This is a genomic window from Paracoccus sp. pheM1, assembly GCF_018499825.1.
Lineage (GTDB): Bacteria > Pseudomonadota > Alphaproteobacteria > Rhodobacterales > Rhodobacteraceae > Paracoccus > Paracoccus versutus.
Genome location: NZ_JAGXCX010000001.1, coordinates 2,185,365 through 2,208,512, shown reverse-complemented (window position 1 = coordinate 2,208,512; position 23,148 = coordinate 2,185,365). Strand labels below are relative to the sequence as shown.

Here is a 23,148-nt window from a genome sequence, read left to right as displayed (position 1 = left end):
CCGGGCGGGTGGGTTCAGCCGGCCCGCCTGCGCCGGGCAGCGGCCCGCCACGGCCGCCCGTCGATCGCCGCCAGCCCCAGGCCGATCAGCGCCATGCCGGCGAAATGGCGCGCTTGCAGGGCTTCGCCCAGAAACAACGTGCCCAGCAGGATGGCGCTGACCGGGATCAGGAACGTCACCAGCAGCAGGTTGGTCGCCCCCGCCGTGGCGAGGATGCGGAAATACAGCACATAGGCCAACGCCGTCGAAATCGCCGCCACCCCCAGCAGCGCCAGGGCGGCCGCCGGGCTGGGCGCCGCCAGCGTCCATGGCCGGTCGACGGCCGCCGCCAGCGGCAGCAGGACCAGACTGGACGCGATCACCTGCCCGGCGGCGGCGGTCATCGGGGCAATGCCCATCGCGCGGAACCTGCGCCCATGGATGCCGGCCAGGGCATAGGACAGCGCCCCGGCCAGGCAGGCAAGCTGCGCCGCGACCTGCGTGCCGAAGGCGTGCAGGGCATCGGCGCCGATCAGCGCCGCCACGCCGGCAAAGCCGACCAGCACCCCGGCAAGCTTGCCGCCGCTCATGCGTTCGTCGCGGGTCAGGACATGGGCGAGGATCACGGTGAAAAGCGGCGTCGCGGCGTTCAGGATCGAGGCCACGCCCGAGGCGACGTGCTGCTGCCCCCAGACGATCAGCGAAAACGGAATGGCGTTGTTCAGCAGCCCCATGCCCAGGAAGGCCGTCCAGGCGTCGCGGCCGTGCGGCATCCGCTCGCCCCGCAGGCGCAGGACGGCCAGCAGGATCAGCGCGGCCAGCGCCACCCGTGCGGCGACCACGGTCAGCACCGGCAATTCCCGCACTGCGACGGCGTTGAAAAAGAACGACCCGCCCCAAACCGCGGCCAGGGCCAGCAGCAGGCCCCATTCCACGGGCGTCATCGGGCGGTTGGCGGCGGGCGGTGCGGGCATGGGTTTCCTTCCTTCCGGCCCCTTCGGCCGGTTTCGGAAAGTCATGGCGCCGTCACCGCCCGGCCGCGATCCGTTTCTTGCGGCCGAAACCCCGCGGGATCAGCCCGCCTCGCCCGGCTTGATCTTTTGCGCCGTGCCCTGGGCAAAGCTGTCCAGCCGGCCGCGCGCCGCGTCCTGGGTGTTGACGATGCCGGCGACCATGGCCTCGGCATAGGCGGCGTCCAGCCCCGACATGTTCTGCATGTGCGAGATGGCCGAGCAGGCGGCGAAATTCGACAACGGCGTGTTCTGCGCCACCCGGCGGGCGAGGTCGTAGGCCATGGCCTCGCTGTCTGTCACGCGGTATTGCGCCAGCCCGACCTGCACCGCCTCGTCCCCGGAATAGAGCCGGCCGGTCAGCATCATGTCCACCATGCGCGCCTGCCCGATCAGCCGCGGCACGCGGATGGTGGCGCCGCCGCCGGTGAACAACCCGCGCTGGCCCTCGGGCAGGCCGAAATAGGTGGTCTCGTCCATGACCCGGATATGGACCGAGGAGGCCAGCTCCAGCCCGCCGCCGACCACCGCGCCCCTGAGCGCGGCGATGACCGGCACGCCGCCATATTCGATCTTGTTGAAGGCCTCGTGCCAGCGCAGGCAGATGCGCATGAACTCGGCTGGGCTGCGTTCCTCGCGCCCATGTTCGACCAGGTCCAGCCCGGCGCAGAAATGCGGCCCCTCGGCGCGCAGCACCACCGCACGGGCGCCCCAGGCGGGCAGGGCGGAAAACACCGCGACCAGTTCCTCGATGGTCTCGGCGTTCAGCGCGTTGCGCTTGGCGGCCCGGTTCAGGGTGACGGTGGCGATGCCGTCCCCGTCCATGGCGCAAAGCAGGTTGTTCAGCCGCAGATCCTGCATGGTCTAGCCTTTCGTGATCCAGTGAATGACGACGGGAACCGTGGCGATGCTGGCCGCGGTCGAGATCAGGATGGCGGCCGAGACGCGCTGGACCGCGGTGCCGAAATATTGCGCGAGGATATAGACGTTGCCCGCCACCGGCAGCGCCGCGGCGGCGATCATCACCCCCGCCGCGTAGGGCTCGACCGCGAAGACTGCCAGCGCGGCGATGCCCACCGCCAGGGGATGCAGCACCAGCTTGGCGAAGCTGAGCCAGGCCGCCGGGCCCATGCGCTCGGCCGCACCGCGGCCGGCCAGGCTGGCGCCGATGGCGAAAAGCGCCCCCGGCGTGGCCGAGGCGCCCAAGAGCGCCAGGAACTCGTCCAGCGGCCCCGGCATCGGCAGGTGCAGCCCGGCCCAGGCCAGCCCCGCCAGCATCGAGACGATCATCGGGTTCGAGACGATGCCGCGCAGCAAGGGCCACAGCGTCGAAACCCGCACCCGCCCCTGCCTTGCCGCGGTGACGATCAGGGTGATCAGCGTCGAGAACACCACCATGTCGATGGTCAGCACCATCAGCACCGGGCCGATGGCGCGCTCGCCCAGCAGCACGACCAGCATCGGCACGCCCAGAAAGCCGGTGTTGCCGGTCATCGCCGTATGCGCCTCCATCGCCGCGGCGACGAGCGGCTGGCGCCGCCAGCGCGCCACGGCAAACCCCAGCGCCCAAAGCGCGGCCGAGCCGGACAGATAGGCCAGCACGAAGGCCGGGTCGAAGAGGCTTGCCACGTCCAGCGTCGCGGCAAAGCGGAACAGCATGGCCGACAGCGCGAAGTAGAAGACGAATTTCGTCAGCCAGCCGGTCGCCTCGGCCGGGAAGAAGCGGGTGCGCCCGGCCAGCCAGCCCGTGCCGATGACCAGAAAGAACGGCAGGGTCTTCAGGAAGATCGCCAGCATCAGTCCGCGGCGATGGCGCAGGCGGGGCCGCGCTCGACGATATATTCGGTCTCGCCGGGGGCGACTTCGCGCCGGGCGATCAGCCGGTGGCCGGATTCGGCGCAGAAATGCGGCACGTCGATCACCGCGGCGGGATCGGTGGCCAGCAGCGTGACCCGCGTGCCCCTGGGCAGCGCCATCAGCCGCTTGCGCAGCCGCAGCACCGGCAGCGGGCACAGAAGGCCGCGTGCGTCGATCTGCACGGTCATGCGGCGGAATCCGCCAGCCGGGCGCGGCACCAGTCGTCGATCTGGTCCGGCCGCAACTCTTCGGCCAGGTCGCCGGCGAAGTCGCGAAAGCCCGGCAGCTGTTCGTCGGGCACATGCACCAGCACCGGGATGCCCGCGGCCAAGGCGCGGGCGATGGTGTCGCGAAAGCCGCGGCCGAAGCATTCCTGCTTGCCGAACTTGTTGACGATCATCAGCTCGGCCCCGCGGTCCAGCACCGATTCGGTGCGGGCGACGGCCTGGGCCAGCGCCCCGCTATCCAGCCGGCAGGCCTGCGAGCCCATGCCCAGCGACTGGGTGATGCGCACCAGCGGGCCGTCGTCGCCCAGGATGCGCAGGTCCATGTCGCAATCGCAGCCGGGGCTGATTTCGGTATTGATCTGCACCGCGCCGGCCAGCCGCATCCCGGCCGCGGCCAGCCGTTCGGCCGTGGCGGTCAGCAGCCGGTCGCCGGCGCCCGGCGTCTGGTCCTGGATGGTGACGAAACCCAGCATGGCGGCCCCTCTTTCAGCGGCCAGAATAGCTCTTGGCGGCGCGGGTGCAATATTGGGTATTTGGGCAACGGAGAAGGGCCTTAGTTCCCCTCGGCCAAGGGGCCGTAGAGGATCAGCGCCGGATGCGGGCTGGGGCCTTCGGTTGCCAGTTGCTCGGCAAGGGCCGCCACGGTCGTGCGGACCAGGCGCTGGTGCGGATGGCCCACCGCCTCGGCCAGCAGGGCCGGGGTGTCCGCGGGCAGGCCGTTTTCGACCAGCAGCGCCGCCATCTTCGGGAAGGTGCGCTGGCCCATGAAGACGACGGTGGTGGCGCGCGGATCGGCCAGGGCGGCCCAGTTCTGGTCCTCGGGCAGGCCGCCGGTCACGTCGGCGCCGGTGACGAATTGCAGCCGGCGCGCGGTCTGGCGGCGGGTCAGCGGCAGGCCGGCCACGGCGGCCGCGGCCATGGCCGAGGGCACGCCCGGCACGATCTGGAACGGGATGCCGTGGCTGCGCAGCGCCGCCAGCTCCTCTTCCAGCCGGCCGAAGATGCCCGAATCGCCGGATTTCAGCCGCACCACATGCTTGCCCGCCTGCGCATGTTCGACCAGCAGGGCGTTGACATGTTCCTGCTTGGCCGAGGGGCGGCCGGCGCGCTTGCCGACCGGGATGCGCTCGGCCTGCGGGCCGGCCTGCTCCAGCACCGGCCCCGAGGCGAGGTCGTCGTAAAGCACCACGTCCGCCTGGGCCAGCAGCCGCGCGGCGCGCAGGGTCAGGAGTTCGGGGTCGCCCGGACCCGAGGAGACGAAGCTGACAAGGCCGATCTGTTCACGCATGTTTTCGCGATGCGGCAAAATCCGCGCCAAGGCAAGGGGCTGCTTGCCGCCCGGCCCGCCATTTGCCATAGAAGGCGCGACCGCGACCTTGGGGACCAAGCCATGTTCCGTGCCCGCCACCTTCTGGGGATCGAGCCGCTCGCCCCCCCCGAGATCACCACGCTTCTCGACCTTGCCGAGACCTATGTCGACCTGAACCGCCGCACGGTGAAGCATTCCGATGCGCTGGCGGGGATGACGCAGATCAACATGTTCTTCGAGGCCTCGACCCGCACGCAATCCAGCTTCGAGCTGGCCGGCAAGCGGCTGGGCGCCGACGTGATGAACATGGCGGTGGCCTTGTCCAGCGTGAAGAAGGGCGAGACGCTGATCGACACCGCCCTGACGCTGAACGCCATGCATCCCGACCTGCTGGTGGTGCGCCATCCGCAATCGGGCGCGGTGGACCTGCTGGCGCAGAAGGTGAATTGCGCGGTGCTGAACGCCGGCGACGGGCGGCACGAGCATCCGACCCAGGCGCTGCTGGACGCGCTGACCATCCGCCGCGCCAAGGGCCGGCTGCACCGGCTGACCGTGGCGATCTGCGGCGACATCGCCCATAGCCGGGTGGCGCGCTCGAACCTGATCCTGCTGGGCAAGATGGAGAACCGGCTGCGGCTGGTCGGCCCGGCGACGCTGATGCCCTCGGGCGCGCGGGACTGGGGCTGCGAGGTCCACGAGGACATGCGCGAGGGGCTGAAGGGCGCCGATGTGGTGATGATGCTGCGCCTGCAAAAGGAGCGGATGGACGGCGGCTTCATCCCTTCGGAACGGGAATATTACCACCGCTGGGGCCTGGATGCCGAAAAGCTGGCCTTGGCGGCGCCCGATGCCATCGTCATGCATCCCGGCCCGATGAACCGCGGGGTCGAGATCGACGGCACCATCGCCGACGACATCAACCGCTCGGTGATCCAGGACCAGGTCGAGATGGGCGTCGCCGTGCGCATGGCGGCGATGGACCTTCTGGCGCGCAACCTGCGCGCCGAGCGCGGCGCCAAGGCGGCGGAGATGATGGCATGATCCTGCACTTCCACAATGCCCGCCTGGTCGACCCCGAGGCGCAATCGGTCGGCGAGGGCTCGCTGACCGTTCGCGACGGCCGGATCGAGGCCCTGGGCGCCGAGGCCCCGCAGGGCGCCGAGCTGATCGACTGCGGCGGCAGGTGCCTTGCCCCCGGCTTGATCGACTGGGGCGTCAAGATCGGCGAGCCGGGCGAGCGGCACAAGGAAAGCTTCCGCAGCGCCGGCCGGGCGGCGGCCGCGGGCGGCGTGACCACGGTGATCGCCCGCCCCGACACGCTGCCGCCGATCGACGCGCCGGAATCGCTGGAATTCGCCACCCGCCGCGCCGCCGACGCGCCAGTGAACATCCGCCACATGGCGGCGCTGACCCGCGCCCGCGAGGGGCGCGAGATGGTCGAGATGGGCTTTCTGCAGGATGCGGGCGCCGTCGCCTTCACCGACGGGGTGCGGGTGGTCGCGGACACCCGGCTCCTGTCGCGCTGCATGACCTATGCCCGCGGCCTCGGCGCGCTGATCGTCGGCCATCCGCAGGATCCGGGCCTGTCGAAAGGCGCCGCGGCGACCGGCGGCAAGTTCGCCTCGCTCTACGGCCTGCCCGCGGTCTCGCCCATGGCCGAGGTGATGGGGCTGGACCGCGACCTGGCGCTGGTGGCGATGACCGGCGCCCGCTATCACGCCGACCAGATCACCGTCGCGGCCAGCCTGCCGGCGCTGCGGCGCGCGCGCGAAGGCGGGCTGGACGTCAGTGCCGGCATCTCGATCCACCACCTGACGCTCAACGAATACGACGTCGGCGGCTACCGCACCTTCTTTCGCTTCACCCCGCCCCTGCGTTCCGAGGACGACCGGCTGGCCATGGTCGAGGCGGTGGCCGAGGGGCTGATCGACGTCGTCGCCAGCTTCCACACGCCGCAGGACGAGGAAAGCAAGCGCCTGCCCTTTGCCGAGGCGGCGCCGGGCGCGGTGGGGCTGCAGACGCTGCTGCCGGCGGCGATGCGGCTCTACCACCAGGGCGGGCTGAGCCTGCCGCAGCTGTGGCGGGCGATGTCGCTCAATCCGGCGCGGCGGCTGGGCCTGCCGGGCGGGCGGCTCGCGGCGGGCGCGCCGGCCGACCTGGTGCTGTTCGATCCCGACGCGCCCTTCGTGCTCGACCGCTTCACGCTGCTGTCCAAGTCGAAGAACACCCCCTTCGACGGGGCGCGGATGGAGGGCAGGGTGCTGGGCACCTGGGTCGCCGGCCGCCGCGTCTTCGGAGAGGACGCATGAGCCTGATCCTCTGGGCCGTCATCGGCTACTTGCTGGGCTCGGTGCCCTTCGGCATCGTCATCACCCGCGCGCTGGGGCTGGGCGACCTGCGCCGGATCGGCTCGGGCAATATCGGCGCGACCAACGTGCTGCGCACCGGCAACAAGCCGGCGGCGCTGGCCACGCTGCTCCTGGACAGCGGCAAGGGCGCGATCGCCGTGCTGCTGGCGCGCTGGCTGGCCGGCCCCGACGCGGCGCTGGTCGCGGGTGCTGCGGCCTTCCTGGGCCATCTGTTCCCGGTCTGGCTGGGCTTTCGCGGCGGCAAGGGCGTCGCCACCTTCCTCGGCACGCTGCTGGCGCTGGACTGGCGGCTGGGCCTCGCGGCCTGCTGCATCTGGCTGCTGACGGCGCTGGCCGGCCGGATCTCGTCGCTCTCGGCGCTGGTCGCGGCGGCGCTGACGCCCTTCGTTGCCCTGGGGCTGGACGGGACGCGCATGGCGGCGGTGACGGCTTTCATGGCGGTGCTGATCTTCATCCGCCACCATGCCAACATCGCCCGCATCCTTTCCGGAACCGAGCCCAGGATCGGCCGGAAACCCTGAATTTCTTCCGTGTGGAAATATCCTGGGGGAACGCCTCATGCGCCCCATCAAGGGGCGCCTGAGGCGTGGGGGCAAAGCCCCCGATCTCAGCGCGTCGGCACCGGCTCCTCGCCGGAATAATCGTAGAAGCCGCGCCCGGTCTTGCGGCCCAGCCAGCCCGCCTCGACATATTTCACCAGAAGCGGGCAGGGCCGGTATTTCGTATCCGCCAGCCCCTCGTGCAGCACGTTCATGATCGCAAGGCAGGTGTCCAGCCCGATGAAATCCGCCAGTTCCAGCGGCCCCATCGGATGATTGGCCCCCAGCTTCATCGACTGGTCGATGGATTTGACCGAGCCCACGCCCTCGTAGAGCGTATAGACCGCCTCGTTGATCATCGGCATCAGGATGCGGTTGACGATGAAGGCCGGGAAATCCTCGGCACTGGCCGAGGTCTTGCCGATCTTCTCGACCACCTCGACCAGGGCCTTGTAGGTCTCTTCGTTGGTGGCGATGCCGCGGATCAACTCGACCAGCTGCATGACCGGCACGGGGTTCATGAAGTGGAAGCCCATGAAGCGCTCGGGGCGGTCGGTGCGGCTGGCCAGCCGCGTGATCGAGATCGACGAAGTATTCGAGGTCAGGATGGTCTCGGGCTTCAGATGCGGCAGCAGATCCTCGAAGATCGCCTGCTTGACGGTCTCGCGCTCGGTCGCGGCCTCGATGATCAGGTCGGTCTTGCCCAGATCGGCCAGGGTCATGGTGGTGGCGATGCGCCGCATCGCCGCGGCCTTGTCCTCGGCCGAGACCTTGCCGCGGCTGACCTGGCGTTCCAGGTTGTGGTCGATCTGGGCCAGGGCCTTGTCCAGCGCCTCGCGCGAGATGTCGGTCATCAGCACGTCATAGCCCGCCAGCGCAAAGACATGCGCGATGCCGTTGCCCATCTGCCCGGCGCCGATCACGCCCACCGATTGAATCGCCATGAACCTCATCCTTTCGTCGGTCAGGCCGGACGATAGGCGCAAGCAGGCCGGACGTTCAATGCAAAAACCGCCGGGCCGCGCGGCCGCGCAGCTTTCCAGCCTTGCCGCGGGGATGGGCGCCGCGACTCGCACCTGATCCCAAGGATGGCGGCGGGTTGAGCGAGAATTTCATGTTACCCTTCCTGCCTGCCTGGCGGCTTGAACAGGAAAAAGGCAGCGCCTGGCCGGATGCCTGGGCCCGGCGGGGCCTTCGCAAGGATGCTCATACGCCCGGCACGGGTTGCCCGGATGAAACCGCGGGTGTTCTTTCGGGCGCTCATCCCTTGCCGGGGTCGCCAGGGGCTGCGTCGCCGCTTTGGTGGCCTGCGGGCATCTTTTGGTCTTGGCAAGGCGAGCGGTCAGCCGGGATATTGCTAAAGCGTCGGATCCCGGTTCATCACGGCAAGCGACGTTCCCGTGGTCGCCGAGCAGCGCATGGAAGAATGAGCGGGCCGTCGCCATTGTCGCTCTGTTTCCAGAGCAACGGGATTACTTCGGGTGCAGCGCATTCTTTGCGGGGTGGGGCGGGGGGCTCTGCCCCCCGCGCCCCTGCGGCCCTCGATGGGGCCGCAGGGGCGCTCCCCCCGGAGTATTTGCGGAACAGAGAAGTTCAGAGCTTGCCGGTCAGTTCCGGCACCAGGCTGAACAGGTCGCCCACCAAGCCGTAGTCGGCGATCTGGAAGATCGGTGCCTCCTCGTCCTTGTTGATCGCAACGATCACCTTGCTGTCCTTCATCCCCGCAAGGTGCTGGATCGCGCCCGAGATGCCCACCGCCACGTAGAGCTCGGGCGCCACCACCTTGCCGGTCTGGCCCACCTGCCAGTCGTTCGGGGCATAGCCCGAGTCCACCGCCGCGCGCGAGGCGCCCACCGCGGCGCCGAGCTTGTCGGCAAGCGCCTCGATGATGGCAAAGCTCTCCTTCGAGCCCAGGCCGCGGCCGCCCGAGACCACCCGCTTGGCCGAGGTCAGCTCGGGGCGGTCGCTCTCGGCAACCTCGTCGGCAACCCAGGCCGACAGGCCGGGATCGGCGGCGGCGGCGGTCTCGGCAACGCTGGCCGAACCGCCGATCCCCGCCGCCTCGAAGCTCGCGGTGCGGATGGTGAAGACCTTCCTGGCGTCCTTCGAGCGCACCACCTGGATGGCGTTGCCGGCATAGATCGGGCGCTCGAACGTGTCCGCGTCGATCACCGCCGAGACGTCCGACAGCACCATCACGTCCAGAAGCGCCGCCACGCGCGGCATGACGTTCTTGGCGTCCGTCGTCGCCGGGGCGGCGATGTGGTCGTAATCGCCGGCAAGGCCCACGATCAGCGCCGCCGTCGGCTCGGCCAGGCGGTGGCCGTAGAGCGCGTCTTCCGCCACCAGCACCTTGGCGACCCCGGCGATCTTCGCGGCCTCCTCGGCGGCCGCTTTCGCCGAGGCGCCGGCGCAGAGCACCGTGACATCACCCAGGCCCTTGACCGCGCCCACCGCCTTCGCCGTCGCGTCGCGGTTCAGCACCCCGTTCGTCACCTCTCCAAGCAGCAGAACAGCCATCAGATCACCCCCGCTTCTTTGAGTTTGCCGACCAGCTCGTCCACCGAGCCGACCTTGATGCCGGCCTTGCGGCCCTCGGGCTCGCGCACCGAGACCACCTCGAGCCGCGGCGCGACGTCGACGCCGTAATCGGCTGCGGTCTTTTCCTCCAAGGGCTTCTTCTTCGCCTTCATGATGTTCGGCAGGCTGGCGTAGCGCGGCTCGTTCAGGCGCAGGTCGGCGGTGACCACCGCCGGCAGCGCCACCGCGATGGTCTGCAGCCCGCCGTCGACCTCGCGGGTGACTTTCGCTTTGCCCCCGTCGATCTCGAGCTTCGAGGCGAAGGTCGCCTGCGCCCAGCCCAGCAGCGCCGCCAGCATCTGCCCGGTCGCGTTCATGTCGTTGTCGATCGCCTGCTTGCCGGCGATGACCAGCTCGGTGCCCTCGGCTTCGGCGACCTTGGCGAGGATCTTCGCCACCGCCAAGGGCTCGATGTCCTGCTGCACGTCATCCGTAGCGGTGACGAGAATGGCGCGGTCGGCGCCCATCGCCAAGGCCGTGCGCAGCGTCTCCGCCGCCTGCTTCACGCCGATGCTGACGGCGATGACCTCGGAGGCCTGGCCCTTCTCCTTCAGCCGGATCGCCTCCTCGACCGCGATCTCGTCGAACGGGTTCATCGACATCTTCACATTCGCAAGATCGACGCCAGACCCGTCAGCCTTCACACGGGCCTTCACGTTGTAGTCGATCACGCGCTTCACTGGCACGAGGATCTTCATCAGCCTCTCCCCTTTGGTTGCGTCACCTTTTCGGAGGGTTTGTTAGCGGGCCATCGGCGGCAATGACAGGGAAAAAACGACCCTAACGCGTCGTAACATTTCCATTCCGTCATGTTGTCGCTAACGGCTGGCTCCTGGTACCCACAGGATATCCTGCGCGCCGTTTTCATTGGCGACGCGCCCCGCCACGAACAGCCAGTCCGACAGGCGGTTGAGATATTTCACGGCGGCCGGATTCGCATCCTCGGCCGCCGCCAGCGCCACGGCGGCGCGCTCGGCCCGCCGCGCCACGGTGCGCGACAGGTGCAGATGCGCCGACAGCGCCGAGCCGCCCGGCAGGATGAAGCTGCGCAGGGCCGAAAGCCCGGCGTTCATCGCGTCGATCTCGGCCTCGAGCCGCGCGACCTGGGCGTCGATGATGCGCAGCACCGGATAGGGCGCCTCGGCATCCTCGTCCATGCGCGGGCGCGAGAGGTCCGCGCCGAGGTCGAAAAGGTCGTTCTGGATCACCGCGATGCGCGCCGCGATCTCGCCCGCGGCATGCAGTCGCACCAGGCCCAGCGTGGCATTGAGCTCGTCCACCGTGCCATAGGCCTCGACCCGCAGGGAGTGCTTGGGCACGCGCTCGCCGTTCGACAGCGCCGTCTCGCCCTTGTCGCCGGTGCGGGTGTAGATCTTGTTCAGCACGACCATCAGCTGCTCCTGACCCAGAGATAAAGCAGGAAGACCGCGATGGCGATGGCCTGGGCGATGATGCGCCAGCGCATCATGCGGTTGCCGTGCTTGCGGTTGAATTCGCCGCCCTTGGCGAAGCCGCCGATGCCGGTGGCCAGGATCACCACCACGGCAAGGCAGCAGATCGCGAGCAGGTAGAAAAGCGGTTTGTCATGCATGGGCGGGCCCTTTCGGCGCGAAGCCTAGCTGCGGCGCGCGAACCAGTCCAGAGCGCGCGTGGAAAGAAGCCGCCGCCCGATGCCCGAGACATGGGTCGGCGCGGTGACGTAATAGCGCGGCCGCGGCCGCGGGCTTTCCAGCGCCTGGGCGATCCGGGCGCTGACGGCCGAGGGCGGCAGTTCGAAGCGGTCCTTCCTGGCCGCCGGCTCGTAGAGGCGCTTCAAGAGCGTGCGCCGGTATTGCTCGGCCCGCGGGCTGGACCGCCAGTCGATCCAGCGCTCGAAATGCGGGATCGAGTTCTGGCGGATCTTCGTGCCGATGGGGCCGGGCTCGATCAGGATGAAGCGCACCCCGGTATCGGCCATCTCGACGCGCAGCACGTCGGTCAGCCCCTCGAGCGCGAATTTCGTCGCCACATAGGCGCCGCGCCAGGGGATGCCGACCAGGCCCAGGACCGAGCTGATGTTCACCACCCGCCCGCCATGCGCGCGGAAATGCGGGATCAGCCGGCGGGTCAGGTCATGGGTGCCAAAGAGATTGGCCTCGAAGATCGCCCGCAACGCGCCGCGCGGCAGATCCTCGGCGGCGCCGGGGATCGCGAAGGCGGCGTTGTTCACCAGTGCGTCGATGCGCCCCAGCGCCAGCGCCGATTCGGCGCAGCGGGCGACACTGTCATCGCAGCCCAGTTCCAGGGGCAGGGTGTCGAAACCCTCGGCGCGGCGGGCCTCGATGTCCTCGGGCTTGCGGCAGGTGGCGATGACGCGCCAGCCGCGCCCGCGCATGTGCCGCGCCGCGTCCAGCCCGATGCCCGAGGAACAGCCGGTGATCAGAACGGTCTTCATGCGCGCCTCCTTGCCGGATGGGGTTCTGCGCCATGGCCGGGCCTTGCGCAAGCCGCGCATTTCCGGCTGGACCGGGGCGGCGCGCGGCCCTATTCAATCGGCCATGTCCGACGATCCGAATGTTCCCGATCCGACCCCGCCCGATCCCAGCGCGGATCAGACCAGCTCCGAGCCGCTGTCGCGCGCCATCGGCGAGCGTTACCTGACCTATGCGCTGTCCACCATCATGAACCGGGCGCTGCCGGATGCGCGCGACGGGCTGAAGCCGGTGCATCGCCGCATCCTTTATGCCATGCGCGAATTGCGGCTTAGCCCGACCGGCGCCTTCCGCAAGTCGGCCAAGATCAGCGGCGACGTGATGGGCAACTATCACCCGCATGGCGATGCCGCGATCTACGACGCCATGGCGCGTCTGGCCCAGCCCTTTGCCATGCGCTATCCGCTGGTCGACGGGCAGGGCAACTTCGGCAATATCGACGGCGACAACCCCGCCGCCAGCCGCTATACCGAGGCCCGGCTGACCGCGGCCGCCGAGGCGCTGATGGAGGGGCTGGCCGAGAACGCGGTCGATTTCCGCCCGAACTACGACGGCACGCTGGAAGAGCCCATCGTGCTGCCCGCCGCCTTCCCGAACCTTTTGTGCAACGGCGCCTCGGGCATCGCGGTCGGCATGGCGACCAACGTGCCGCCGCACAACCTGCACGAGGTGATCGACGCCTGCCTGCATCTGATCAAGGCGCCGGATGCGCGCGACGACACCCTGGTCTCGATCGTGCCGGGACCGGATTTCCCGACCGGCGGCGTGCTGGTCGAATCGCGCGAGACCATCGCCGAGGCCTACCGGACCGGCCGCGGCAGCCTGCGGCTGCGGGCGCGCTGGTCGGTCGAGGATCTGGGCCGCGGCCAGTGGCAGGTCGTCGTCACCGAGATCCCCTACCAGGTGCAGAAATCCAAGCTGATCGAGCGGCTGGCCGAGGTGATCCAGCTGAAGAAGGTGCCGATCTTGGCCGATGTGCGCGACGAATCGGCCGAGGACATCCGCATCGTGCTGGAACCCCGCACCCGCGCCGTGGACCCCGAGCAGCTGATGGCGGCGCTGTTCCGCGTCAGCGACCTGGAAGTGCGCTTCGGGCTGAACATGAACGTGCTGATCGACGGGCGCGTGCCCAAGGTCTGCTCGCTGAAAGAGGTGCTGCGCGCCTTCCTCGACCACCGGCGCGAGGTGCTGGTGCGGCGCTCGAACCACCGGCTGGACAAGATCGCGGCCCGGCTCGAGGTGCTGGAGGGCTACATGATCGCCTTCCTGAACCTCGACCGGGTGATCGAGATCATCCGGCACGAGGACGACCCCAAGGCGGTGATGATCGCCGAGTTCAAGCTGTCCGACGTGCAGGTCGAGGCGATCCTGAACATGCGCCTGCGCGCGCTGCGCCGGCTTGAGGAAATCGAGCTGCGCGCCGAACACGAGAACCTGACCCGCGAGCGCGAGGGCCTGGCCGCCATGCTGGCCGACGAGGGCGCGCAATGGGCGAAGATTGCCGAGGAGCTGCGCGAGACGCGGGCCAAGTTCGGCAAGTCCGCCCCCGGCGGCCAGCGCCGCACCGAGATCGGCGAAGCGGGCGAGGTGGCCGAGATCGACCTGGACGCCATGATCGAGCGCGAGCCGATCACCGTGATCCTGTCGAAGATGGGCTGGATCCGCGCCATGAAGGGCCACCAGCCGCTGGACGCCGAGGTCAAGTTCAAGGATGGCGACGGCCCCTTCATGGCGATCCATGCCGAGACCACCGACAAGCTGATGGTCTTTGCCGCCAACGGCCGCTTCTATACCCTGCTGGCGAACAACCTGCCCGGCGGGCGCGGCATGGGCGAGCCCCTGCGGCTGATGATCGACCTGCCCAACGATGCCGCGGTGATCGACCTCTTTCCCTGGCGCGAGGGCGAGCGCTACCTGGTCGCCTCGAAGGCCGGGGACGGGTTCGTCGTGGCGGCCAGCGACATGCTGGCGCAGACCCGCGCCGGCAAGCAGGTGCTGAACGGCGAGGCGTTGCTCTGCCGCCGCGTGACCGGCGACCATGTCGCGGTGGTGGGGCAGAACCGCAAGCTGCTGGTGTTTCCCCTGTCCGAACTGCCGGAAATGGCCCGCGGCAAGGGCGTGCGCTTGCAGAAATACAAGGACGGCGGACTGTCGGACGCGATCTGCATCACCCTGGCCGAAGGGCTGCGCTGGCAGGAAACCGGCGGCCGGACGCGCAGCGAACCGGACCTGTCCGAATGGCTCGGCAAGCGGGCGGGCGCAGGCTATATGGCGCCGCGCGGCTTTCCGCGCGACAACAGGTTCAATTGAAAAAGGGCGGGTCTGGTCCCGCCCTTTACGCTAGCTGTTCACGCTCGGCGCGGGGGCCGGGCTTTCGGTCGGCGTGGTCGCCGCCGTTTGGTCGCTGGAGACCTTCTTGTGGCCGGGGCAATCCGCAAGCGCGGGAATGGCGGCCATCGAGAAAGCCAGCGCGAGGGCGACGGTCTTGCTGATCATCATCGGCTCCTTCGTGCGGTTCAGGCATGCCGGACAGGCCTGAGCGCAGGCCTCGACACGCTTCCAGCCTGACATGCGGGGGCGATTCGATCAATTCCGCTGCCTCAGTCTTCACGAACCTGTTTGCGGCCGGTAATCATCGGCCGCACCAGATCCTCGCGCTTCCAGTAGCGATAGAACAGGATCACCGCGACATGCAGCAGCACCAGGACCAGGATCAGGTTGGCGCCCAGGTTGTGCCAGCCTACCGCCTTGGACCGCGTGGCCCCGCTGACGTAAGAGGCCAGGGGCCCCACGTTGATATAGTCGTCGGGATCCGAGATCAGCCCGCTGCTGACCTGCGCCGCCAGCACCGCCAGCATGGCGATCACCGACAGCGCGCCCATCGGGTTGTGCCCCGGCCAATAGCTGGGCTCGCGCAGCATCAGGCCGCGCATATAGCCGGCGACGGCCCCCGGCCCGCGGACGAAATGCGAGAACCGCGCCGGGGCCGGGCCGACGAAGCCCCAGACCAGGCGAAAGACCAGCAGGCCCGCCACGACATAGCCGCACCAGAAATGCAGCGTCATCCTGGCCGGGCCGAACTGGCCCAGGCCCCAGGCCGCGATGACGAAAAAGGCCAGCAGCCAGTGGAATGCGCGCAGCAGCGGATCCCACAGCCGGACCTCGCGCACCGGGCCTTTCATCAGCTCTTTTCGCGATAATTGTCGTGGCAGGCCTTGCAGGCGCCGCCCAGCTTCTGCACCACCGCGCCGACATCCCCCGCGCCGCCCCGGACGGCATCCGAGGCGCCGGTCGCCGCTTCGCCCAGCCCGGCGAACTTGGTGCGGAAATCCTCGGGGTCGGACCAGATGTCGGGCTTGGCCGCGCTGTCCTGGGCCTCGGCCGAGCTGCTGCCTTCGATGAACAGGCTCGGCAGGTCGTATTGCACCAGCGCCTCGATATTGGCGGCGGCGCGGCTGGCCGCGGTCTCGTCATAGGCCAGGTCGCCCTTGGCCATGCCCGAAAGCGTGCCCATGTTGATGGCCAGCATCTGGTAAAAGCCGTGGCGGGCCTCGATGGCCTGCTTGACCGGGTCGTCCTGGGCCAGGCTGGCCAGCGGAACCGCAGCAAGGGCGGCGGCAGTGAGAATCAGGCGCATGTCGTCGTTCCTTTCATGTGGCATAGGGCTGCAATCGGGTTCGCGCCGCCTCAGAGTTGCACAGCCCGTCCCGCCTGCCAACGCATCCGGCGATGCCATTTTCGTGAAAACTCCCTGGTCCGGCGGGGTTTTCCATTCGCGGAACCGTGGTTTTTTCACCGCCCGACGGTGCCGATGGTCAGGATTTGGGCAAAACCGCTCTCATTGCGGTTGCGCGGGGCTGCGGCGCTTGCGCCCTGCCGCGCGCCGGGTGCAGGCTGAAACGGACGGGGCATTATCCCGTTACCCCGCGCCGCACGGGGTGCTTCATGAGCGACCGCCGTCCATGCCGCGTCTCCTCCCTCCGCGCGGGCATGGGCGGCGGCTTTTTCAGCCCGCCGGGATGCGCAGCTTCAGGCAATGCCGCAGCCGCCCGCAGGGCCGGGCGTCCATGATCCAGCCATCCGGCGCCGCCAGATAGGCGCGGATTGTCGCCGCGATGTCGCCCGCATCCGCGGGGCGCAGGTCGTGGAACAGATAGGCGCCGCGCCCCGGCGCCTGCAGCGCCATCAGCACCGGCCGGGCATCGCGGGCCCGCAGCGCGGCGCGGCGCAGCGCGATGTCGGGGCCAAGCGTGCGCAATGCCTCGGCCAGCGCATCGGCATCAGAGCCCGGCGGCAGGGTCAGCGTGACCGGCATCGGTCCAGCAGATAGACGTCCATGATCCAGCCATGCTCGGCCCGCGCGCGGGCGCGGGTTTCCAGGATGCGGCCCGCCACCTCGGGCAGCGGCCCGGAGATCAGGATCTGCTCGCGCATGCCCAGGAATGCGCCCCACCAGATATGCAGCCCCTGGGCATCCAGGCTTTGGAACGAGCATTCCCCGTCCAGCATGACGACCAGCCGGTCCACGGCCTCGGGCCAGCCATGGTCGCGGATCTGGCGGCCGGTGGTGATCAGCACCGGCGCCGCCACCGCGTTCAGCGGAATGGCATGGGCGGCGCAAAGCGCCTGGATCGCGGTGATGCCGGGGATCACCCGCAGGTTCAAGGGCAGGCGCCGCGCCACCCGTTCCGCGATGCGCAGCGTGCTGTCGTAAAGCGAGGGGTCGCCCCAGACCAGCAGCGCCGGGCGGATGGCGCCATGGGCGCGGATCACCTGTTCCCAGCGCGCGGCGATGGCGTCGTGCCAGGCCTCGACGCCCTGGCGGTAGCCGTCCGAGATGTCGCGCGCGGGCATGTCGAAGACGGCCAGCGGCGGCGGGCTGACCAGCACCTGCCGGCAAAGCGCCTGGCGCAGCGCGGCCAGGTCGGCCTTGTCCTCGCCCTTCGAGGGGATCAGGATCAGGTCGGCATCGGCCATGGCGGCCACGCCCTCGCGTGTCAGGTGGCCGGGGCTGCCGGTGCCGATGCCGATCAGCGCAAGCTCGATCATGGCGCCTCTCCGATCAGGTGGAAGAAGGTGCCGGTGGCATGGCCGCGGCGCGAGCCGGTCTCGGGCACCGCATCGCCATTGGCGTCAGTGACGCGGGCCAGGGCTGCGTCGGGCTGGGCCAGGATGGTGGCATAGTGGAACTCGTGCCCGGCCAGCGGCTGGCGATAGAGCCCGGCCAAGGGCTCGGCCCGGCGATAGCCCAGGTGCATCCGGCGCCGCTCGTAGCTGGTCTCAAGCCCCAGCAGCCCGGCCATTTCGTGCCGGGTGCCCTGGGCATCGACCAGCCCGGCGCCCATGGCCATGTAGCCGCCGCATTCGCCATGCACCGGGCGCGTCTCGGCAAAGCGGCGCAGCCCCTGGCGAAAGCGGCCGGCCGCGGCCAGCCGGCCCGCGTGCAATTCGGGATAGCCGCCGGGCAGCCAGCAGGCCCCGGCGCTGTCGTCCGGCGCCTGGTCGGCCAGCGGCGAAAACGGCAGGATCGTCGCCCCCGCCGCCCGCCAGCCGGCAATGAGATGCGGATAGACAAAGGAAAACGCATCATCCTGTGCCAGCGCGATGCGTTCGGCCGGCGGCGACAGCGGGCGAAAGGGCTCGGCCGCGATCCCGCCCGTGGCGGCGGCGATGATGGCGTCCAGGTCCAGGTGCCGCGCCGCCGCCTCGCCCGCCGCCGCCAGCAGGGCCTCCAGCGCGGCATGTTCCTGTGCCTGCACCAGGCCCAGGTGTCGCTCGGGCAGCTCGATCCCGGCCTCGCGCGGCAGCACGCCCAGCACCGGGATGGCCAGCGCCTCCAGCGCGTGCCGCATCAAGGCTTCGTGGCGGGGCGAGGCGACGCGGTTCAGCACCACCCCCGCCAGGGCCACGTCGCGGCGCATTGCGCGGAACCCCAGCGCCACGGCGCCGGCGGATTGCGCCTGCCCCTTGCAATCCATGACCAGCACCACCGGCCAGCCGGTCAGCGCGGCGATGTCGGCGCTGGCGCCATTGCCGCAGCCGCCCGCATGGGCCACGCCGTCGAACAGCCCCATCGAGCCCTCGGCCAGCGCGATATCCGCCCCTCCGGCCGTGCCGATCAGATGCGCGATCTGCGCCCGGCCCATGGCCCAGCTGTCGAGGTTATAGGATTCGCGCCCCGCCGCTGCGCGGTGAAAGGCGGGGTCGATATAGTCCGGCCCGCTCTTGAAGGGCTGCACCACCAGCCCGCGCGCCCGCAAGGCCGCGATCAGCCCCAGCGTGACCGTGGTCTTGCCGGACCCCGAGGCGGGGGCGCTGACGACAAGGCCCTTCATTCGGGGAACCTCGGTGCGGTGCCTACGGGGCGGAAGCGGCGGTCGTAATCGCCGGCATAGAGCCGGCTTTCGTCGAAGCCCTCGGCCGCCAGCGCAGGGCCGACCAGGATCAGCGCCGTGCGCTCGCCCGCACCGATGGCGGGGTCCAGCGTGCCCAGCGTGGCGCGAATGATGCGCTGGTCGGGCCAACTGGCGCGGAACACCACCGCGACCGCGCAACCCTCGCCGTAATGCGGCACCAGCTCGGCCTGCACGCGGTCCAGCACATGCACCGACAGGTGGATGGCCAGCGTGGCGCCGGTGGCGGCGAAATTGGCCAGGGTCTCGCCCGCGGGCATCGAGGAGGCGCGGCCCGAGGTTCGGGTCAGCACCACCGATTGCGCGAGGCCGGGCAGGGTCAGTTCCGTCCCCAGCGCCGCCGCGGCGGCGGCGAACGAGGGCACGCCGGGCGTCACGTCATAGGGGATGCCAAGGTCGCGCAGCCGGCGCAATTGCTCGCCCATGGCCGACCAGACCGACAGGTCGCCCGAATGCAGCCGCGCCACGTCATGGCCCGCCCGATGCGCGGCGGCGATCTCGGCGACGATCTGGTCCAGGTCCATGGGCGCGGTGTTCACGATCCGCGCGCCGGGCGGGCAATGGCTCAGCAGCGCCTCGGGCACCAGCGAGCCGGCATAGAGGCAGACCGGGCAGGCGGCGATCAGGTCGCGGCCGCGCAGGGTGATGAGGTCGGCCGCACCGGGGCCGGCGCCGATGAAATGGACGGTCATGCGGGGTCTCCTTCTGCGACGGCGGCGGTGGCCATGCCGTCTTGCGATGTCACGCGCGGCGCGACGATGCGCGCGCCGGGGCCAAGCGCGGCCAGCGCCGCCGCCTCGGCCAGCGAGCCGGTGCCAAGCCGCGCCAGGATGCGCGGCGATTGCGTGGGGGTGGCGATGCCGGCGACCTCGACCGCCAGCAGCGGCAGGCCGGTCCGGGCGGCCAGTGCCCGCATCACCCCCGCCTGCGCCTTGGCCGGGCTGGTCGCCAGCGCATCCGCCGCGCCGGCGCGGGCCAAGGCGTCTTGCAGCGAGGCAAGGCTTGCCGCCTGCCGAAAGCCGATGCCCGCGACCCTCATGGCCAGCTCCATTGCGTGACGCTGCGCGCCGGGGTCCAGCCGCGCATCCGGCCCAGCGGCGCGGCTTCCTCCAGCGCGATGCGGGTCAGGTTGCCGCCGCGCGTGGCGTGAAGGGCGATCAGCAGCGCCTCGGTCTCCAGCGTCACCGCGTTCACCACCAGCCGGGCCGGGGGCAGGGCGTCGATCAGCGTGGCCGAAGCGCCGCCGCCGACGAAGATCGCATCGGGCGGCGGTAGGCCGGCCAGAGCCTCGGGCGCGCTGCCGTGCAGGGCACGCATCCGGCCGGCCAGCCCGAAGCCCTCGATATTCGCGGCGATATTGGCGATGCGGTCGGCGCGGGGCTCGACGGTCACGGCGCGGCCGCCGTTCAGGCACCACTCGACGCTGACCGAGCCCGAGCCGCCGCCGATGTCCCACAGCATCTCGCCCCCCCGCGGGCCAAGCGCCGCCAGCGTCATCGCCCGGACGCTGCGGCGGGTGATCTGGCCGTCATGGGCGAAACTGTCGTCGGGCAGGCCGAAGCCGCGCGGCAGGCCGGCGCCCGGCGGCAGGTCCGTCCCGTCCAGCGCCACCGCGACCGGGGCGGCGCAGTCCAGCGCGAAGCCCTGGGCGCGCGCCTGCCGGATGCGTTCGCGCGGGCCGCCAAGCGCCTCCATCACCACCATGCGCGTCGCGCCCAGCCCCTGCGCCCGCAGCCACTCCGCCAGGGCGGCCGGGGCAGAGCCGTCGCGCAGCAGGCAGATCGCCCGCGCGCCGCGCGCCATCACCGGGCGCAGCCGGGCCAGGGGTGCGGCGTGCAGGCCAAGGCAGGCGACCTTTTCCAGCCGCCAGCCCAGCCGTGCCGCGGCCAGGGAAAACGTGCCGGGCGCGGGAAAGGCCCGCCATTCGCCGGGGTCCAGGACGGCGGCGATGCTGCCGCCGGCGCCGTGCCAGAACGGATCGCCCGAGACCAGCGCCGCCACGCCTTGCCCGCGCAGGGCCAGCAGCGGGGCCAGGTCGAAGGGCACCGGCCATTCCCGGCCCCGCGGCCCCGCGATCCCCGCCAGGTCCAGGTGCCGCGGCGCGCCGAAGACGATTTCCGCCCGATCCAGCGCATCGCGGCTTGCAGGCGGCAGGCCGGCAAGGCCATCTTCCTGGATACCGATGATGGAAAGCCAGGGATCAGGCATGACGCGCATCCTTTTGCTGGGCGGCACCACCGAGGCGGGGGCCATGGCCCGCGCGCTGGCCAAGGCCGGCCTGGATGCGGTCTATTCCTATGCCGGCCGCACCGCCAACCCGGTGGCGCAGCCCCTGCCCACGCGCATCGGCGGCTTCGGCGGGCCCGAGGGGCTGGCCGACTATCTGCGGGCCGAGCGCATCAGCCATGTCATCGACGCCACCCATCCCTTTGCCGAGGGTATGAGCCGCAATGCCGTCGCCGCCTGCTGCGCGACCGGCACGGCGCTGATCGCGCTGGAGCGGCCGCCCTGGGTGGCCGAGCCGGGCGACCGCTGGACCCGCGTCGCCGATTACGAGGCCGCCGCCCGCGCGCTGCCGGGCGACGGCTCGGCGGTGTTCCTGGCCATCGGGCGGCAGAACCTGCAGCCCTTCGTCGGGCTGAACCATGTCTGGATGCTGCGTTTCGCCGAGGTGGCGGCGCATCCCTTGCGCGACGCCACGCTGATCGTCTCGCGCGGGCCGTTCACCGTCGCGGGCGACATCGCGCTGATGCGGCGCCACGCCATCGCCCATGTCGTCGCCAAGAATGCCGGGGGCCAGGCCGCCCAGGCCAAGCTGGCTGCCGCCCGCGCGCTGGGCCTGCCGGTGGTGATGATCGACCGTCCCGTGCTGCCGTTGCGCCGCGTCGTCGCCACGCCGGCCGAGGTGATGGCCTGGCTTCATGGCACGGATCGCGGCGTATAGACCCAGGGGCCGACCCGGCGGGTGGCGCTGTTGCCCAGGATGACGACGGTGCGCATGTCGGCCATCTCGGGGCGGGCCTCGGCCAGGGTGACGGTGCGGATCGCCTCGTCCGGGGTCGAGACGGCGCGGGCGAAGCAGATCAGCCGGTCCGGCCCGCAAGCCTCGCGCAGGATCTCCAGCACGCGGGCGAACCCCTCGGGCCGGGCCTTGGAGCGTGGGTTGTAGAAGGCCATGGCGAAATCCGCCTCGGCCGCCAGGCGCAGGCGCTTTTCGATCAGCGCCCAGGGCTTGAGGTTGTCCGACAGGTTGATGGCGCAGAAGTCATGGCCCAGCGGCGCGCCGATCCGGGCGCTTGCCGCCAGCATGGCGGTGATGCCGGGCAGGATGCGGATCTCGGGGGCGTCCTCGCGCCCCTCCAGCGCCTCGAACAGCGCCGAGGCCATGGCAAAGACCCCCGGATCGCCCGAGGAGACCACCGCGACCCGCTTGCCCTCCGCCGCCAGGTGCAGCGCGAAGCGGGCGCGCTCCAGCTCGACCCGGTTGTCCGAGGGGTGCAGCGCCAGACCCGCGCGCGGGGCGACGCGGGCGACATAGGGGATATAGCCCACGATGTCGGTGGCCTCGGCCAGCGCCGCCCGGACCTCGGGCGTGACGAGATCGTCCGCGCCCGGCCCCAGGCCCGCCACCGCGACCCAGCCGCTCATTCCGCAGCATCCGCCAGAGGGCGGCGGCCGTTGCCATGCACCAGCACGGTGGCGAAATAGGGGCAGGCGTCCAGGTCGGCCTGCGCCAGCGGCGTCACGCGCTGGTTGGGCATGGTGCCGCGCTCGACCAGCCAGGCATCGGCCATGCGGCCGGCCGCGGCCAGCGCGCGGGCGATCTTGGGCAGGTTGCGGCCGGTCTTCATCACCACCACCGCATCGGCGGCGCGCATGTGGCGGGCCAGTTCCGCCTCGGGCAGGGTGCCCATCAGCACCGTCATCGCATCGTCGCCCCAGGTCATCGGCTGGCCGATGGCGTTCCAGCAGCCGGTCATGCCGGGGATGCCGGGGATGATCTCGACCGTGACGATGCCTTGCAGCCGGGCGTGCAGATGCATGAACGAGCCGTAGAACAGCGGGTCGCCCTCGCACAGCACCACCACGTCGCTGTCGGCGGCCAGGGCGGCCAGCCGCACGGTCCAGTCGTCGTAGAAACCCGAAAGCAGCCGGTTGTATTCCGGGCTGTCGAAGGGGATCTCGGTCGTGACCGGATATTCCATCGCATGTTCGACCACGTCCGGGGCCAGCATCCCTGCCACGATGCGGCGGGCCTGGCCGGCGCGGCCCTTCTTGCGGAAATAGGCGATCTGCCGCGCGCCGCGGATGGCGCGGTCGGCGCGGACCGAGATCAGGTCGGGATCGCCGGGACCGAGGCCCGCGCAGATGATCTTTCCGGTTCGGGGGCCCAT

28 protein-coding genes are annotated in these 23,148 nt (G+C 70.4%); 5 read left to right on the top strand and 23 right to left on the bottom strand.

Features of this window, described 5'->3' with window-relative positions; all coding sequences use genetic code 11:
• Nucleotides 1-14: 14 nt before the first annotated feature.
• From KF941_RS11275 to cobA, 6 genes are all read right to left on the bottom strand, one after another.
• Nucleotides 15-953: a DMT family transporter gene (locus KF941_RS11275; protein ID WP_214273361.1), complete on the bottom strand. Its 939-nt coding sequence runs from the start codon at nucleotides 951-953 to the stop codon at nucleotides 15-17.
• Between the two features lie 99 nt (nucleotides 954-1,052).
• A complete protein-coding gene (locus KF941_RS11270) occupies nucleotides 1,053-1,850 on the bottom strand; it encodes a crotonase/enoyl-CoA hydratase family protein (protein ID WP_214273360.1) in 798 nt (265 codons plus the stop codon).
• A 3-nt stretch (nucleotides 1,851-1,853) separates the two neighbouring features.
• Complete coding sequence (locus tag KF941_RS11265) at nucleotides 1,854-2,786, bottom strand: AEC family transporter (RefSeq protein WP_214273359.1); 933 nt, start codon at nucleotides 2,784-2,786, stop codon at nucleotides 1,854-1,856.
• The gene (locus tag KF941_RS11260; protein ID WP_214273358.1) at nucleotides 2,786-3,034 is read right to left on the bottom strand and encodes a sulfurtransferase TusA family protein; all 249 of its coding nucleotides are present in this window, start codon (nucleotides 3,032-3,034) and stop codon (nucleotides 2,786-2,788) included. The genes KF941_RS11265 and KF941_RS11260 overlap by 1 nt, the downstream gene beginning before the upstream one ends.
• Nucleotides 3,031-3,546: a DUF2478 domain-containing protein gene (locus KF941_RS11255; protein WP_036760312.1), complete on the bottom strand. Its 516-nt coding sequence runs from the start codon at nucleotides 3,544-3,546 to the stop codon at nucleotides 3,031-3,033. Before KF941_RS11255 ends, KF941_RS11260 begins: the two co-directional genes overlap by 4 nt.
• Nucleotides 3,547-3,626: 80 nt before the next feature.
• Nucleotides 3,627-4,361, bottom strand: a complete 735-nt coding sequence (gene cobA / locus KF941_RS11250; RefSeq protein WP_036760323.1) for a uroporphyrinogen-III C-methyltransferase — start codon at nucleotides 4,359-4,361, stop codon at nucleotides 3,627-3,629.
• A 102-nt stretch (nucleotides 4,362-4,463) separates the two neighbouring features.
• Between cobA and KF941_RS11245 the strand changes: the two genes are divergently transcribed.
• From KF941_RS11245 to plsY, 3 genes are read left to right on the top strand one after another with little or no spacing between them, the layout of a single operon-like run.
• A complete protein-coding gene (locus KF941_RS11245) occupies nucleotides 4,464-5,423 on the top strand; it encodes an aspartate carbamoyltransferase catalytic subunit (RefSeq protein WP_036760313.1) in 960 nt (319 codons plus the stop codon).
• On the top strand, nucleotides 5,420-6,691 hold the full coding sequence (gene pyrC, locus KF941_RS11240) for a dihydroorotase (protein ID WP_214273357.1): 1,272 nt from the start codon (nucleotides 5,420-5,422) through the stop codon (nucleotides 6,689-6,691). Before KF941_RS11245 ends, pyrC begins: the two co-directional genes overlap by 4 nt.
• Nucleotides 6,688-7,272, top strand: coding sequence for a glycerol-3-phosphate 1-O-acyltransferase PlsY (gene plsY, locus KF941_RS11235; protein ID WP_214273356.1), 585 nt, complete (start codon nucleotides 6,688-6,690; stop codon nucleotides 7,270-7,272). Before pyrC ends, plsY begins: the two co-directional genes overlap by 4 nt.
• A gap of 86 nt (nucleotides 7,273-7,358) precedes the next feature.
• Here the strand turns inward: plsY and KF941_RS11230 are convergent, their stop codons facing one another.
• From KF941_RS11230 to KF941_RS11205, 6 genes are all read right to left on the bottom strand, one after another.
• Nucleotides 7,359-8,234, bottom strand: a complete 876-nt coding sequence (locus tag KF941_RS11230) for a 3-hydroxybutyryl-CoA dehydrogenase (RefSeq protein WP_036760325.1) — start codon at nucleotides 8,232-8,234, stop codon at nucleotides 7,359-7,361.
• 649 nt (nucleotides 8,235-8,883) lie between these two features.
• Nucleotides 8,884-9,810 (bottom strand): FAD-binding protein, encoded by a 927-nt coding sequence (locus tag KF941_RS11225; protein WP_214273355.1) that lies wholly within the window; start codon nucleotides 9,808-9,810, stop codon nucleotides 8,884-8,886.
• Nucleotides 9,810-10,568 (bottom strand): electron transfer flavoprotein subunit beta/FixA family protein, encoded by a 759-nt coding sequence (locus KF941_RS11220; protein ID WP_214273354.1) that lies wholly within the window; start codon nucleotides 10,566-10,568, stop codon nucleotides 9,810-9,812. Before KF941_RS11220 ends, KF941_RS11225 begins: the two co-directional genes overlap by 1 nt.
• A 120-nt stretch (nucleotides 10,569-10,688) precedes the next feature.
• Nucleotides 10,689-11,261, bottom strand: a complete 573-nt coding sequence (locus KF941_RS11215; protein WP_036752137.1) for a cob(I)yrinic acid a,c-diamide adenosyltransferase — start codon at nucleotides 11,259-11,261, stop codon at nucleotides 10,689-10,691.
• The gene (locus KF941_RS11210; protein ID WP_036752134.1) at nucleotides 11,261-11,461 is read right to left on the bottom strand and encodes a twin transmembrane helix small protein; all 201 of its coding nucleotides are present in this window, start codon (nucleotides 11,459-11,461) and stop codon (nucleotides 11,261-11,263) included. Before KF941_RS11210 ends, KF941_RS11215 begins: the two co-directional genes overlap by 1 nt.
• 24 nt (nucleotides 11,462-11,485) lie before the next feature.
• On the bottom strand, nucleotides 11,486-12,304 hold the full coding sequence (locus KF941_RS11205) for an SDR family NAD(P)-dependent oxidoreductase (RefSeq protein ID WP_214273353.1): 819 nt from the start codon (nucleotides 12,302-12,304) through the stop codon (nucleotides 11,486-11,488).
• Nucleotides 12,305-12,407: 103 nt separating this feature from the next.
• Here KF941_RS11205 and parC point away from each other — a divergent pair, with 103 nt between their 5' ends.
• Nucleotides 12,408-14,651, top strand: coding sequence for a DNA topoisomerase IV subunit A (gene parC, locus KF941_RS11200; RefSeq protein WP_116223288.1), 2,244 nt, complete (start codon nucleotides 12,408-12,410; stop codon nucleotides 14,649-14,651).
• A 30-nt stretch (nucleotides 14,652-14,681) separates the two neighbouring features.
• Here parC and KF941_RS11195 read toward each other — a convergent pair whose 3' ends face one another.
• The 9 genes from KF941_RS11195 to cbiE form a co-directional block, all read right to left on the bottom strand.
• On the bottom strand, nucleotides 14,682-14,840 hold the full coding sequence (locus KF941_RS11195; protein ID WP_157034061.1) for a hypothetical protein: 159 nt from the start codon (nucleotides 14,838-14,840) through the stop codon (nucleotides 14,682-14,684).
• A gap of 101 nt (nucleotides 14,841-14,941) precedes the next feature.
• The gene (locus KF941_RS11190; protein ID WP_072461126.1) at nucleotides 14,942-15,523 is read right to left on the bottom strand and encodes a cytochrome b/b6 domain-containing protein; all 582 of its coding nucleotides are present in this window, start codon (nucleotides 15,521-15,523) and stop codon (nucleotides 14,942-14,944) included.
• A complete protein-coding gene (locus KF941_RS11185) occupies nucleotides 15,523-15,978 on the bottom strand; it encodes a cytochrome c (RefSeq protein ID WP_214273352.1) in 456 nt (151 codons plus the stop codon). The genes KF941_RS11190 and KF941_RS11185 overlap by 1 nt, the downstream gene beginning before the upstream one ends.
• Nucleotides 15,979-16,347: 369 nt before the next feature.
• A complete protein-coding gene (locus tag KF941_RS11180; RefSeq protein WP_072461124.1) occupies nucleotides 16,348-16,656 on the bottom strand; it encodes a DUF1636 family protein in 309 nt (102 codons plus the stop codon).
• Nucleotides 16,641-17,390 carry a precorrin-6A synthase (deacetylating) gene (gene cobF / locus KF941_RS11175; RefSeq protein ID WP_214273351.1) on the bottom strand — a complete coding sequence of 250 codons (750 nt, stop codon included), beginning with the start codon at nucleotides 17,388-17,390 and terminating at the stop codon, nucleotides 16,641-16,643. The genes KF941_RS11180 and cobF overlap by 16 nt, the downstream gene beginning before the upstream one ends.
• Entirely contained in the window at nucleotides 17,387-18,676 is a 1,290-nt protein-coding gene (locus KF941_RS11170; RefSeq protein ID WP_214273350.1) for a cobyrinate a,c-diamide synthase, read from the bottom strand. Before KF941_RS11170 ends, cobF begins: the two co-directional genes overlap by 4 nt.
• Nucleotides 18,673-19,446, bottom strand: coding sequence for a precorrin-4 C(11)-methyltransferase (gene cobM / locus KF941_RS11165; RefSeq protein ID WP_214273349.1), 774 nt, complete (start codon nucleotides 19,444-19,446; stop codon nucleotides 18,673-18,675). The genes KF941_RS11170 and cobM overlap by 4 nt, the downstream gene beginning before the upstream one ends.
• On the bottom strand, nucleotides 19,443-19,793 hold the full coding sequence (locus KF941_RS11160; RefSeq protein ID WP_214273348.1) for a cobalamin biosynthesis protein: 351 nt from the start codon (nucleotides 19,791-19,793) through the stop codon (nucleotides 19,443-19,445). The genes cobM and KF941_RS11160 overlap by 4 nt, the downstream gene beginning before the upstream one ends.
• Nucleotides 19,790-20,962, bottom strand: coding sequence for a precorrin-6y C5,15-methyltransferase (decarboxylating) subunit CbiE (gene cbiE, locus KF941_RS11155; RefSeq protein WP_214273347.1), 1,173 nt, complete (start codon nucleotides 20,960-20,962; stop codon nucleotides 19,790-19,792). Before cbiE ends, KF941_RS11160 begins: the two co-directional genes overlap by 4 nt.
• Here cbiE and KF941_RS11150 point away from each other — a divergent pair.
• Complete coding sequence (locus KF941_RS11150; protein WP_214273346.1) at nucleotides 20,961-21,698, top strand: cobalt-precorrin-6A reductase; 738 nt, start codon at nucleotides 20,961-20,963, stop codon at nucleotides 21,696-21,698. The two genes, cbiE and KF941_RS11150, sit on opposite strands and share 2 nt — an antisense overlap.
• Here the strand turns inward: KF941_RS11150 and cobJ are convergent.
• Nucleotides 21,674-22,402: a precorrin-3B C(17)-methyltransferase gene (gene cobJ, locus KF941_RS11145; RefSeq protein WP_214273345.1), complete on the bottom strand. Its 729-nt coding sequence runs from the start codon at nucleotides 22,400-22,402 to the stop codon at nucleotides 21,674-21,676. The two genes, KF941_RS11150 and cobJ, sit on opposite strands and share 25 nt — an antisense overlap.
• Nucleotides 22,399-23,148 (bottom strand): precorrin-2 C(20)-methyltransferase, encoded by a 750-nt coding sequence (locus KF941_RS11140; RefSeq protein ID WP_214273344.1) that lies wholly within the window; start codon nucleotides 23,146-23,148, stop codon nucleotides 22,399-22,401. Before KF941_RS11140 ends, cobJ begins: the two co-directional genes overlap by 4 nt.